This is a genomic window from Ferrimonas futtsuensis DSM 18154 (assembly GCF_000422645.1).
Taxonomy (GTDB): Bacteria; Pseudomonadota; Gammaproteobacteria; order Enterobacterales; family Shewanellaceae; genus Ferrimonas; species Ferrimonas futtsuensis.
This window is the reverse complement of record NZ_AUGL01000014.1, coordinates 82,617-95,138: the sequence shown is the minus strand read 5'-3', so window position 1 is coordinate 95,138 and position 12,522 is coordinate 82,617. Positions and strand designations below refer to the sequence as shown.

The following is a 12,522-nucleotide window of genomic DNA, read 5'->3' as shown; positions in this document are numbered from 1 at the left end:
TTAATCTGCTCCCTTGATCCCTTCATGGGAGGAGGGCTTGATCTGCTCCTTGGCGAGATCCTGGTAGGCATCACGCAGGGTCAGCAGGGAGTTGTCCTCGTTGCACAGGCGACTGGCGATCTCCGCCAGGATCCGCTCATAGAAGCGGTTGTTTACCCCGGCGCTCTGAGCCTTGTAGTGGAACTCATGAGTGATTTGCCCCCAGGCGTCCTGAAGCATGGTACGGATCTGAATCTCACACACCATGGAGCCATCCTGAATCTCCACCTCTCGGCCACTGCGGTGCACCCGGTCATACCCTACATCTGCCAGCAGGTGGATAGAGCGGTAGCCCGAGGGTTTGGGGTCGTCGATGTAATCTTCCACCTCGTCATGAATGGTGAGGTGTTTGGACCCGGCGATGAATTTCTCCATGCCACGGCAGTCGTCCACAAACCAGCACACCACTCTGGCGCCGATGAGATCCTGAATTACTTCGGTGGGGTAGTAGAACTGGGGCCAGCCACGCTTTTCCAGCTTTTTCAGGAAGCTGCCCAGACTTTTTACCCGGGTGGTGATGGTGATGGCTTCCTGGGGCAGGGCATTCTCCAGGGTATAGGCCTGGGCCAGCTGGGTTAAGCGAATATTGAGCAGGTCGCTGATCTGCTCCATATCCTTACCATAACGCTCATAGAAACGGATCGCCCGGGCCTTGAGATCCTCCGGGGTGAGGCTACGTCCTTGATTCATGGGATCCTCAAAATTGTCCATCAGGTCCTTAACTATCCCTATTTTATATCAATCAGTTATCCTTCGTCGCCTGTAAAATCCTGAGCGGTTCAGACCCTCAAGAGTGAGCGTCAGCCGGTACGTTTCACCAGAGGCTTGTTGTAAACCAGCCTCTGAGGGGTTGAGCAGGGGCACACTTTATAGACGAACTCCTTGCGCAGCCTGTGGTAGTGGCTGTCCGGTTCGTAGAAGCAATGGTGCATCTTGGTCAGCTCATGACGGCGATACTCGGCCAGAGGATGTCGGGCTTCATCCCGGGCCCGGGTTTTGGTCTTGGCCTGAAGCCGGCGGTGAAACTCATGATCGCTGGCCAGGGTCAGGCAGTAGTCGATCAATTGGCGCTCATAATGAGACTGGGTTTCCTCGAGCACCTTGTCGACCAACCCCAGTTTGAGTGCCTGGGTGGTCCCCACGGGCAGACAGGACTGGGTGAGGCGCCGGGCCGTGGCCTCGCCGACGCGCTTGGGCAGGGAGTAGGTCCAGTATTCGGAGCCGTAGAGGCCCATGCTCTGGTAGTGGGGGTTGAGGACAACGCCCTCCCTGGCCACCACTTGATCGCAGGCCAGAGCCATCATGGCACCGCCGGCACCGGCGTTGGCGCCCAGAGCGGCAACGGTGAGTTTGTCGTCGGTCAGCAGGATCGCACTGACGAGATCGTTGATGGCGTTGATGTTGCGCCAGGATTCGTCGGCGGGATTGTCGGCCGCCTCGATGTGGTTCAGGTGGATGCCATTGCTCCAGAAATCCTCGCCACCCATCAGTACCAGCACGCGGGTGTCCTGTCGACAGGCCGCCTGGTAGGCGTGGAGCAGACGACGGCACTGGCTGGTGCCCATGGCGCCGTTATGAAAATCGAAATGGAGATAGCCGACGCCATCCGCTTCCCGATAGCGGATCTCCTGAAAGCCGGGCGTGGTCATCTCCGGAAGCAGTGGCGGTGCCAACTCGGGAACTCCGTCCAGGTGCGCCTTCATCACCCAGGTTGCCGGCAGTTTGAACTGTGGCGTGTCGCTCTTCAGTTTCATGTGACTGACCCAGATGGCGCCATCTGTGGTGGCGATGCACAAAGCGCCGTCACGGGTGGCCAGGGGCGTCTTGGGCAGGGCGCCGCCCAGGGTCGATTCAGGGTGAGCGCCATAGAGGTAGACCAACTCGCCGTAGAGCTCGGTCAGCACCCCGGGGAAACTGTCGGCGGCGCGAATCTTGCGAAGGATGGTGTCACTGTCGTCTGCCAGCCAGTCGATGCTGCGCAGCGGTTGTTTCATCAGCGGCTTGAGCTCGCCCTTGACCTTGGGATCGCTGTAATCCAGAGGCTCGGGGCTGAAGCCTTTGTCTGCCACCCGGGTCATCAGCTCTTGTACCAGCTTGGACGCCATGGCGGTGACGTCGCGACGGTAAAGGCTGGCCTTGGAGGCATCGCGCATGGGGAAGTTGCCTGTGGCCCAGATGTCACCGGCGTCCATTTCAGCATCCGCCTGCAGGGCGGTCACGCCCCACTCGGTTTGCTGGTCGATGATGGCCCAGTCCAGAGACGAAGGACCACGGTCCCCCTGAATGCCCGGGTGGATGATGATGCACAGACGCTGCTGCCAGATATCATCGGGGATGCGGTGTTTCAGGAAGGGGCAGAGGATCAAGTCGGGCTCGAACTGCTCCACGGCGTCACGGACCTCGGATTCATTGCCACCGAGCACCACGCTCAGGGTATGCCCCCGGGCCTTGAGTTCACCATAGATACGTTGAGACAGGCCATTAAAGGCCGTGACCAGCAGTAATACCCGCATGAAAGACGATACCTCCCCATTTCAGTCCTTCCGGCGCGGCCCTGGGCCGCATATTGGTTGCCAATGGTGAATCATTTTCATGGCCAAGGAAAAGGGTAAAGGATGCGCGGCTTCACAAAAGCGGTATTAAGTTTGCTACTTTTTGTTCTCAACTCGGCAAAGGAATGGCTACAGGGTCACCTCGGCAGGGTGCCAATGTCTGGTTACAAAGGCAGACTTAACAGAGACTCTGCCCTCGTCTATGCTGGAAACGTTCAGAAAAACAACGGTATGGGCATAGCGAATGCCGCTCCCCGCGAGGGGAGGCAAAGAGATCTGGAGGGAATGGATGGATTTCAAAGGGTTACTCAATCAAGTGATGGCCAGTGGCGGTGACATGGCCAAGCAGGCCAAGAGTGGGCTGAGTCAGGGCAGTGGCCAGGGGGGCATGTCCGACATGACCAAAGGGGCGATCGGCGGTGCCGTGGGCGGCAGCTTGCTGACCATGCTGGTGGGTTCCAAGAAGGGGCGCAAGATGGGTAAGAAGGCCGCCAAACTCGGTGGCGCCGCCGCCCTGGGCGCCCTGGCCTATAAGGTGTTCAATGACTGGCAGGCCAACCAGGGAGGCGCGGCAGAGAGCTCCCAGAGCCCTCAACCTGCTGCTCAACCCCAGGCGGTACCCCAGCCTCAGGCGCTGCCCGCCCCCACAGAACAGCACTCCATGGTGGTACTCAAGGCGATGATCGCCGCCGCCAAGTCAGACGGTCATGTGGATGACGAGGAGAAGGGGCGCATCTTCAAGGCGGTGCACGCCATGGGCGCCTCTGACGAGGTGAGCCACTTTGTCCAACAGGAGCTGGATAAACCCCTGGATCCCACCGAAGTGGCGGCTGCGGTATCCGGCCCGGAGGAGGCTGCCGAGGTCTACCTGGCGTCGGTGATCATGGTGGATGAACAGAACTTCATGGAGCAGGCTTATCTTAAGGAACTGGCCAATCAACTGCAGCTGCAGCCGGAGCTGGTGGCCCAGCTGGAAGCGCAATTGGCCTGATTCAACCGTCATAAAAAAGCCCCGCACGGCGGGGCTTTTGTCGTTCTATGACTCGGCTTCTGCCGGCTGAGGCGTCGCCTCAGGCTGCTTACGTTCCTTGGGACTGAAGATACGCTCCACAATCACGAAGAACAGTGGCACGAAGAAGATCCCCAGGAAGGTGGAGCTCATCATGCCTCCCAGTACGCCGGTACCGATGGCGTTCTGGGCACCGGAGCCCACGCCACTGCTGATCGCCAGGGGCACCACGCCCAGGCCGAAGGCCAGGGAGGTCATCAGGATGGGACGCAGACGTACCCGCACCGCGTGCAGGGTCGCTTCGATGAGACCGGCACCTTTCTCGTAGTACTCCTTGGCGAACTCCACGATGAGGATGGCGTTCTTGGTGGCCAGACCCACGGTGGTGAGCAGGCCCACCTGGAAGAACACGTCGTTGGACAACCCGCGGCCATAGGTGGCCAGCAGGGCGCCGATGATACCCAGAGGCACCACCAGAATTACCGCGAAGGGCACGGACCAGCTCTCATACAGCGCCGCCAGTACCAGGAACACCACCAGAATCGACAGGGCGTACAGCGCCGGAGCCTGGTTGCCGGAGAGCCGCTCCTCATAAGAGAGGCCGTTCCACTCGATGCCGAAGCCGGGAGGCAACTGAGAGGCCAGCCGCTCCATGGTCTCCATGGCGTCACCGGTACTGACACCCGGGGCGGTGGCACCCTGAATGTTGACCGCCGGCAGGCCGCCGAAACGTTCCAGTCGGGGAGAGCCATACTCCCAGTGGCCGGTGGCGAAGGCGGAGAAGGGCACCATTTCACCCTGGTTGTTGCGCACATACCAGGTATCCAGATCCCCAGGCTGCATGCGGTATTCCGCCTCACCCTGGACGAACACCTTCTTCACCCGGCCGCGGTCGATGAAGTCATTGACGTAGGCGCCACCCCAGGCGGTCGCCAGGGCACTGTTCACCTCGGTGATGTTCAGTCCCAGGGCACGCAGTTTGCCGTGGTCGATGTCCAACTGGTACTGAGGGGCATCCTCCTGGCCGTTGGGACGAACCCCAACCAGGCTGGGCTCCTGAGCGGCCATTCCCAGCAGTTGGTTGCGCGCCTGAATCAGGGCGTCGTGGCCCTTGCCGCCCTTATCCTGCAGATAGAGATCGAAACCGTTGGCGGTGCCCAGCTCCAGTACCGCAGGGGGCACGAAGGCAAACACCAGGGCTTCCTTGATCTGGGAGAAAGCACCCATGGCCCGCCCGGCCACCGACTGCACATCGGTGCCCGGGGCAGTACGTTCATCCCAGGGCTTCATGTTGACGAAGGCCAGGCCCATGTTCTGACCCATGCCGGCGAAGCTGAAGCCGGATACGGTAAACACCGATTCCACGGATTCGCCCTCTTGATCCAGCAGGTAGTCGTTGACCTTGTCCAGTACATGCTGGGTGCTTTCCTGGGTGGCGTTGGCGGGCAGGATCGCCTGGACAAACATCACCCCCTGATCCTCATCGGGGAGGAAGGCGGTGGGCATGCGCAGGAAGATCCAGCCGGTGGCCACCACCAGTACCAGGTAGATGCCAAACACCCGGCCGGTGCGTTTGAGGATGCCGCCCACACTGCCTTCATAGCGATCGGTCCAGCGGTTGAAACTGCGGTTGAACCAGCCGAAGAAGCCTTTGTCGGTGTAGGCGTGTCCTTTCTTCACCGGCTTGAGCATGGTGGCACACAGGGCCGGGGTCAGGATGATGGCCACCATTACCGACAGGGCCATGGCAGAAACGATGGTGATGGAGAACTGGCGGTAGATCACCCCGGTGGAGCCGGACATGAAGGCCATGGGCACGAACACCGCCGACAGGGTCAGGCCGATGCCCACCAGGGCGCCGGTGATCTGATCCATCGACTTGCGGGTGGCTTCCAGGGGAGAGCAGCCCTCTTCGGACATCACCCGTTCCACGTTCTCCACCACCACGATGGCGTCATCCACCAGCAGACCAATGGCCAGTACCATGGCGAACATGGTCAGGGTATTGATGGAGAAACCGGTGGCCGCCAGGATGCCGAAGGTTCCCAGCAGCACCACGGGCACCGCAATCATGGGGATCAGGGTGGCCCGGAAGTTTTGCAGGAACAGGTACATGATGAAGAACACCAGTACGATCGCTTCCAGCAGGGTGTGCACCACACCTTCGATGGATTTGCTGACGAAGGGGGTGGTGTCAAAGGGCAGCACCACATCCAGCCCTTCAGGGAAGTAGGGGCGCATCTCATCCATCTTGGCCATCACCGCTTCGGCGGTGTTCAGGGCGTTGGCTCCGGTGGCCAGCTGAATCGCCAGGCCCGAGGCGGGCTGGCCATTGTAGAAGGAGGTCACCGAGTAGCTTTCGGCACCGATCTCCACCCGGCCCACATCGCCCAGGAACACCTTGGCGCCGTCCATGTCGGATTTGAGCACGATGTTGCGGAACTCCTCCGGAGTCTGCAGCCTGGACTGGGCAGAGATGGTGGCGTTCAGCTCCTGGGCGGCCACCGAGGGGGCACCGCCAAGCTGACCGGCGGACACCTGGGCATTCTGCTCGCGGATGGCCGCCACCACGTCACTGGTGGTCAGATTGAACTGGTTCAGCTTCAGCGGATCCAGCCAGATGCGCATGGCGTACTGGGCGCCGAACAGGGTGATGTCGCCTACCCCGGGTACCCGGCTCATGGGGTCCTGGATGTTGGCGGCCACGTAGTCGGCGATGTCCGCCTTGTCCATGGAGCCGTCTTGAGACACAAAGCCCAGTACCATCAAAAATCCGCTGGAGGACTTGTTGACACTGATCCCCTGGGCCTGCACCTCCTGTGGCAGCAGCGGCATCGCCAGCTGCAGCTTGTTCTGTACCTGCACCTGGGCGATATCTGCGTCCGCTTCGGCGTTGAAGGTCAGGGTAATGGTGGCATTACCGAAGCTGTCGCTCTGAGACGCGATGTAGCGCAGGTGATCCAGGCCGGTCATCCGCTGCTCGATCACCTGGGTGACGGTGTCTTCCACCGTCTTGGCCGAGGCGCCAGGGTAGTTGGCGTTGATCTCGATGGTGGGCGGCGCGATGTTGGGGTACTGGGACACCGGCAAGGTGGTGATCGCCAGGGTACCGGCCAGCATCACGATAATGGCGATCACCCACGCGAAGATGGGGCGATCGATAAAGAAACGAGCCATGAACTCTCCCGGTTATTTGGATGCCATCTGGGTGATCTCCTGGGCCACCACGGTGGCGCCGGGACGGATCTTCTGCAGCCCCTCGGTGATCACCTTGTCACCGGGCTTGAGGCCGGCGGTGACGCGCCACTGGTGGTCAATGGCCTGAGCGGTGGTGATAACCCGGGCTTCCACCTGGTTGTCGGCATTGACCACCATGGCCATGCCTTCCCCTTTGGGATTACGGGTGACCGCTTTCTGGGGCACCATCAGCGCCTGAGGATCGGTGCCGACCACCATGCGGGTGCGGACGAACATGCCGGGCAGCAGCAGGCCGTCTGGATTGGGGAATTCGGCGCGCAGACTGACCGAGCCTGTACCTTCATCCACGGTCACTTCGGCAAACTTCAGGGTGCCTCTGTGGGTGTATTCGGTGCCGTCTTCCAGAATCAGAGTGACTTCGGTGGTGTCGGACTGCATCAGTTTGCCTGAGGCCAGCTGCGACTTGAGCTTGAGCATCTCGGTGCTGGACTGGACGATGTCCACGTTGATGGGATCCAGCTGGGAGATTTGAGCCAACGCCTGCCCCTGGTTGGCGGTCACCAGAGCGCCCGGGGTCACCGCGGAGCGGCTGATGTGGCCGGAGATGGGCGCCTCGACCTTGGTGTAGTCCAGGTTGATCTCGGCCTGGTGAATGGCGGCTTTGGCCATCTCGACACTGGCCCTGGCCTCCATCCATGCCGCCTGAGCCAGGTCCAGGTCCTGCTTGGAGATGGAGCTGGTGTGGATCAGCTCCTGGTAGCGGTTGTAGGTAGCCCGGGTGGACAGTTCACTGGCCTTGGCGCGCTCCAGGTCCGCTTTGGCGCTGATCAGCGCCGCTTCATAGGGGGCCGCATCGATCTGATACAGGGACTGGCCAGCTTCCACCATGCCACCTTCGACAAAGCTGCGGGCGGTGATGACGCCACTGACCTGGGGGCGTACTTCGGCGTTGAGGTAGGCGCGGCTGCGACCAGGCAGCTCTACGCTAATGGCCTGGGCGTGAGGGGTGACGGTCACCACATTGACCTGAGCGGTCTGTTGGCCGCCAGGGTGTTTGGCTGCGGGCTCTTCTGTACCACAGGCAGACAGAGACAGGGCTACGGCCACCGCCGTGGCCAGCTTCAGCGAATGCCGCATCTGGACTCCTAGTTTTCGAATAGACAGTGCTCGCCCGGGGACGGGCGAAATAAGCAAAGAGAAAAGAGTAAGACGGTATTTATCTCATACTTTCCACCTGTATAACAAGACAACATTGTGCGACAAATTGTAAGAGAAAGACCCTGTGTAAAGCTGTCAATTGCAATGGGGTAAATGACGGTATTTATTTGGGGGGGTAATGATGAGGTCCCGAACGAAATTACCATGCATTTGCTTGATGTAAAAGGATATTTGTCTTGGGGTGGCTGAGGGCGTCACACCTTGGACAAGGGATCTTGACCTAAGGGAACTCCTTTTTTTTCCTAGTGGAAACTGAAAGAGATATTTCTGCTTATGCAGAAATCCAAATTTGGTTCAGCTTAGGTTAAGACGCGGGGATTTGCACACAGTTAAAATAGGTTGTCAATATGTCACTATGCTATTTCATTTAATCTGTTACTCTTGGGAAGCAAACAGTTGACGCTTGTTCTTTGGCGACCTTAAAGCTAGTCTGGCAGTCCAAACAGCGGGAGTTCCTCATGTCCATGTCAGCCATACACAGTGCCAGTCAGTTGATTCAACAGAGTCAGGCCCAACTGGATAGGGACGCTCACACCATCGCCTCAGTTCAGGCGGAGGGAGCCAATCCTCAGCAAAGTGTCGCTAAGCCATCGGCGGAGAGTGCCCTGCTGTCTGCCACTCAGGCACCGCTCTATGGCGCAGCGGGTGCTACCCTACTGCGGCACAGCGATGAGATGCTCGGCACCCTGCTGGACACCACTGCCTGATCCCCGCTGGCCTGGTGGGATCCAGGCCACAAAATTGCCCCTTTCTTGAGCCGGTGTTTATATATTAAGCGCTGGTTACCAAAGTTTTTGAATTGTTGGGTGTTGTTCTCTATATTGCCCGGGCTTTCCTATGGAAAGGTCTCTCTTTTCATTGGAAATCCCTAATTATAAAGAAAACGGCGGGGCCCACCCTGCCTGTTGTATTAAGGTAACCCTACAATGAGAAAGACTACCCTGGCGCTGGCCCTGCTTGCGTCCATGCCTGCCCTTGCCCAAAGCCCAATCCAGTGGTGGGACGCCAGTGCCACTCTGCTTCACGGCGAAGACTATGACCTGGCTCCTTCCCACCGCCAGACCACGGTCACCCTGGAAACTGCCGGTGGCTTCAGCTACGGCGACTGGTTCGCCTTCTACGACATGATCGACTTCAATGGGACCGACGAGTCCGCTACCTATGGCGAGATCTCCCCCCGTTTCAGCTTTGGCAAGATCTTTGGCAAAGAGCTGGCGGCCGGTCCTGTTACCGATCTTTCCCTGGCGCTGACCCAGGAGTTTGGTCGCGGCCCCGTAGAAGCCCTGCTTTACGGTGTGGGTGTGGACCTTAAGGTACCCGGCTTCACCTACCTGCAGGTGAACACCTACAAGCGTGACCCTCAGAGCGGCAACAACCTGAGTGAAGGTTGGCAGCTGACTCCTGTGTACCGCTTCGATATCCCCGTAGGCAATGCCGCCCTGGTGGTTGATGGTTACATCGACTGGGTGTTCGCCTCCGACAACGCCGCCTACGAAGAAAACCTGCACATCAATCCCCAGATCAAGTATGACCTGGGTCGTTCCCTGTTTGGTGAGTCCAAGGCCAACAGCCTGTTCATCGGTATCGAGTACGATTACTGGCAGAACAAGTATGGCGTGAAGGGCATCGATCAGAGCACCTACTCCTTTATCGTGAAGTACCACCTGTAAGGGCACAGCACGATAAGCAGAAGGGGCCGGATGGCCCCTTTTCTTTTGAGCGGCGTTCAGCCATTCTGACTTTATACCAAGTGCATTAATCCTCTGGTCATTCAACTGAACTGGTCATCTCTTCATTGCATTGGGTATAGGGGAGGGAAGAATGGTTAAGATCAATCTGTTTGGTACCCCTATGGTGGTGATGCGCATAGGGTCGGAGTGGCAGCTGTTTCGCGAATCTGACACAGGTCACCTCAGTCGGGTGCATGAGGTGGTGTTTCCACCGGACATGGAGGAGTCAGAGCTGTGTGGTTACCTGGATGATCTCTTCCATGAACTGGCCAGCGAGCGCCATCCCAGGGTGAGACGCAGAAGCTAAAAGGGGCCGTATGGCCCCTTTGTTGTTGTCGCGACTCTCAATAGCGGCCAGTGGCGCCGGTGTTACTCCACCTTCTCCAGTGCCTGAGAGATATCGGCGATGATGTCGTCGATGTTCTCGATGCCCACCGACAGCCGCACCAGATCCTCACTCACCCCGGCCTTGGCCAACTCCTCTTCGTTGAGCTGTCTGTGGGTGGTGGTGGCAGGATGACAGGCCAGAGATTTGGCGTCACCGATGTTCACCAGTCTCAGTACCATCTGTAGGGCATCGATAAACTGGGCGCCGGCCTCGCGGCCACCGCGGATGCCGAAGCTGAGGATTCCCGAGGCCTGACCACCACAGAAGCGCTGGCAGTTGTCGAAATGGGGGCTGGCTGGCAGGGCGGCGTAGTTGACCCACTTCACCTTGAAGTGATCGGACAGATAGGCCGCCAGCTTCTTGGCGTTGTAACAGTGGCGCTCCATCCTTAGCCCCAGGGTTTCCAGTCCCTGCAGAATCAGGAAGGCGTTGTGGGGAGAGATGGCGGCGCCGGTGTTGCGCAGGGGCACCACCCGGCAGCGGCCGATAAAGGCAGCTTCGCCAAGTGCCTCGGTGTAGACCACCCCGTGGTAGGAGGGGTCGGGCTCGTTGAGAATGGGGAATCGCTCCTTGTTGGCCACCCAGTCAAACTTGCCTGAGTCGACCACGATGCCTCCCACCGCGGTGCCGTGACCGCCGATGTATTTGGTCAGCGAGTGAATGACGATGTGGGCGCCATGCTCGAAGGGGCGACACAGGAAGGGGGTGGCCACGGTGTTGTCCACAATCAGTGGCACCCCATGCTTGTCGGCGATGTCCGCCAGGGCGCGCAGGTTCACCACATTACCCGCCGGGTTGCCGATGGACTCACAGAAGATCGCCTTGGTGTTGGCGTCGATGGCGGCATCGAAACCGTCGAAATCATTGGCATCCACCATGCGCACCTCGATGCCCTGCTTGGGCAGGGTATGGGCGAACAGATTGTAGGTGCCGCCATAGAGCTGGCTGGTGCTGACGATGTTGGAACCCACTTCACACAGGGTCTGAATGGCGTAGGTGATGGCGGCCATGCCCGAGGCCAGGGCCAGGGCGCCGATGCCCCCCTCCATGGCGGCAACCCGCTTCTCCAATACGTCGGTGGTGGGGTTCATGATGCGGGTGTAGATATTGCCCGCCACCTTGAGATCGAACAGATCGGCCCCGTGCTGGGTATCGTCGAAGGTGTAGGAGGTGGTCTGGTAGATGGGGACCGCTGCCGCCTTAGTGGTGGCCTCCGACTCGTAGCCGTGGTGCAGTGCAAGGGACTCCAGCTTCATACTTCTACTTCCTATTTTCTCGGGATGAACAGATTACTTTATCACCAACTTGGTGCAGATAAATAGTCGCTTTGGTTAAATAACTATTTAATCTGCTTATGGTGAATCAGAACCATTCTTTCGTTCTTACAGCCGCTTACTCCAGGTTGCGCCCCCTTACCCCATTGACCTCTGCTCGCGGGTTAGTCTCAGGTTGACCCAACCTAAGACACTAAGGATCCCCTGTGAAGCAACCGACCCTACTGGCCCTGGCCACCGCTCTGGTCCTGGCAGGCTGCAATGGCAGCAGTAATAGCAACAGCAGCAGTAACACCGGCACCACGCCGCCGACCACAGGTGAGTCTGCTCTGGAGAAAGCGCTTCCTCTCTCCATCGATGTGTTTGGGGTAACCATTCGGGCTACCGCCAATATCGATCGCACCAAGATGTTGCATGCCGCCCAGGTGATGGCTCAGTACCTGGACAACGACGAAAACGGCCTTGTGGATAACGAAGCGGTGGTGGACAAACTTGTGGCCAGCAAGGCGACTCTGGTGATGGTGCCGAAGGAGTCCGACATGCAGGCCTTGGGGGACAAGCTGGATGGCCAGGGGACGATTCAGGATCTTTATGGTGCAGAGGTGCATCCCGGAGGCTCCAAGCCCGGCGCTTTCGACGCAACCCTGGAGGAGGTGCTGCACCTGATCACTCACGGCGGTTATTCTCAGGTGTACCCCAAGATCTTTGGAGAGGTGCCGGAGAGTCAGATTGCCGACGCCATGGATCAGGCCAGGGGAGGCCGCTTTACCGCCATTCCGGCCAAATACCCGGAAGGGGCCTGGTACACCTATGACGACAGCACCTGTGACTACAGCTGCATGGTGACCGAGTACACTTACTGGGCCCTTACCTCACTGCTGGGGGCTCAGGCTTATGAGGGACGGCTGCAGGAGATCCAGCAGGAGTGGACACTCAACACCCCTGACAAGGTGCAACTGGGGGACCCTGCGGCCTATAGCCTGCTGACCAACGGCGAGTATGGCCTGGCCACCAAGCTGCCTGATGGCAACTACAGCTATAAGACCTTCACCATCAAAGGAGGTTAGCCCTCCATTACCTGAGGCTCAGGCACAAAAAAACCGGCCAGATGGCC

At 59.1% G+C, this 12,522-nt stretch carries 10 protein-coding genes; 5 read left to right on the top strand and 5 right to left on the bottom strand.

What is annotated here, in order from left to right; genetic code table 11:
- Both G505_RS21290 and G505_RS0110400 read right to left on the bottom strand, forming a co-directional pair.
- A complete protein-coding gene (locus G505_RS21290) occupies positions 1-729 on the bottom strand; it encodes a GTP pyrophosphokinase (protein ID WP_051216078.1) in 729 nt (242 codons plus the stop codon).
- Positions 730-839: 110 nt separating this feature from the next.
- Complete coding sequence (locus G505_RS0110400) at positions 840-2,552, bottom strand: hydrogenase maturation protein (RefSeq protein ID WP_028109497.1); 1,713 nt, start codon at positions 2,550-2,552, stop codon at positions 840-842.
- Between the two features lie 328 nt (positions 2,553-2,880).
- On the opposite strand from G505_RS0110400, the gene G505_RS0110395 reads away from it, so the two are divergent.
- Positions 2,881-3,582: a tellurite resistance TerB family protein gene (locus tag G505_RS0110395; protein ID WP_028109496.1), complete on the top strand. Its 702-nt coding sequence runs from the start codon at positions 2,881-2,883 to the stop codon at positions 3,580-3,582.
- A 45-nt stretch (positions 3,583-3,627) separates the two neighbouring features.
- Here G505_RS0110395 and G505_RS0110390 read toward each other — a convergent pair whose 3' ends face one another.
- Both G505_RS0110390 and G505_RS0110385 read right to left on the bottom strand, forming a co-directional pair.
- Complete coding sequence (locus tag G505_RS0110390; RefSeq protein WP_028109495.1) at positions 3,628-6,777, bottom strand: efflux RND transporter permease subunit; 3,150 nt, start codon at positions 6,775-6,777, stop codon at positions 3,628-3,630.
- Between the two features lie 12 nt (positions 6,778-6,789).
- Entirely contained in the window at positions 6,790-7,935 is a 1,146-nt protein-coding gene (locus tag G505_RS0110385) for an efflux RND transporter periplasmic adaptor subunit (RefSeq protein WP_028109494.1), read from the bottom strand.
- A gap of 539 nt (positions 7,936-8,474) precedes the next feature.
- Here G505_RS0110385 and G505_RS0110380 point away from each other — a divergent pair.
- The 3 genes from G505_RS0110380 to G505_RS0110370 all read left to right on the top strand — a co-directional run bounded on the left by G505_RS0110380 (position 8,475) and on the right by G505_RS0110370 (position 10,053).
- Positions 8,475-8,723: a hypothetical protein gene (locus G505_RS0110380; RefSeq protein WP_028109493.1), complete on the top strand. Its 249-nt coding sequence runs from the start codon at positions 8,475-8,477 to the stop codon at positions 8,721-8,723.
- A gap of 219 nt (positions 8,724-8,942) precedes the next feature.
- Complete coding sequence (locus tag G505_RS0110375) at positions 8,943-9,686, top strand: outer membrane protein OmpK (protein ID WP_028109492.1); 744 nt, start codon at positions 8,943-8,945, stop codon at positions 9,684-9,686.
- A gap of 151 nt (positions 9,687-9,837) precedes the next feature.
- The gene (locus tag G505_RS0110370; RefSeq protein WP_028109491.1) at positions 9,838-10,053 is read left to right on the top strand and encodes a DUF7661 family protein; all 216 of its coding nucleotides are present in this window, start codon (positions 9,838-9,840) and stop codon (positions 10,051-10,053) included.
- Between the two features lie 62 nt (positions 10,054-10,115).
- On the opposite strand, the gene G505_RS0110365 is transcribed toward G505_RS0110370, so the two are convergent.
- Positions 10,116-11,390 (bottom strand): O-acetylhomoserine aminocarboxypropyltransferase/cysteine synthase family protein, encoded by a 1,275-nt coding sequence (locus G505_RS0110365; protein ID WP_028109490.1) that lies wholly within the window; start codon positions 11,388-11,390, stop codon positions 10,116-10,118.
- 224 nt (positions 11,391-11,614) lie between these two features.
- Between G505_RS0110365 and G505_RS21285 the strand changes: the two genes are divergently transcribed.
- On the top strand, positions 11,615-12,475 hold the full coding sequence (locus tag G505_RS21285) for a hypothetical protein (RefSeq protein ID WP_035385303.1): 861 nt from the start codon (positions 11,615-11,617) through the stop codon (positions 12,473-12,475).
- Positions 12,476-12,522 lie beyond the last annotated feature (47 nt).

What these genes read in the sequence shown, in the direction of transcription:
- G505_RS0110375 (WP_028109492.1), top strand. Translation starts at nt 8,943, where the DNA reads ATGAGAAAGACTACCCTGGCGCTGGCCCTGCTTGCGTCCATGCCTGCC.
- G505_RS0110395 (WP_028109496.1), top strand. Translation starts at nt 2,881, where the DNA reads ATGGATTTCAAAGGGTTACTCAATCAAGTGATGGCCAGTGGCGGTGAC.
- G505_RS0110390 (WP_028109495.1), bottom strand. Translation starts at nt 6,777, where the DNA reads ATGGCTCGTTTCTTTATCGATCGCCCCATCTTCGCGTGGGTGATCGCC.
- G505_RS0110385 (WP_028109494.1), bottom strand. Translation starts at nt 7,935, where the DNA reads ATGCGGCATTCGCTGAAGCTGGCCACGGCGGTGGCCGTAGCCCTGTCT.
- G505_RS0110400 (WP_028109497.1), bottom strand. Translation starts at nt 2,552, where the DNA reads ATGCGGGTATTACTGCTGGTCACGGCCTTTAATGGCCTGTCTCAACGT.
- G505_RS0110370 (WP_028109491.1), top strand. Translation starts at nt 9,838, where the DNA reads ATGGTTAAGATCAATCTGTTTGGTACCCCTATGGTGGTGATGCGCATA.
- G505_RS0110365 (WP_028109490.1), bottom strand. Translation starts at nt 11,390, where the DNA reads ATGAAGCTGGAGTCCCTTGCACTGCACCACGGCTACGAGTCGGAGGCC.
- G505_RS0110380 (WP_028109493.1), top strand. Translation starts at nt 8,475, where the DNA reads ATGTCCATGTCAGCCATACACAGTGCCAGTCAGTTGATTCAACAGAGT.
- G505_RS21290 (WP_051216078.1), bottom strand. Translation starts at nt 729, where the DNA reads ATGAATCAAGGACGTAGCCTCACCCCGGAGGATCTCAAGGCCCGGGCG.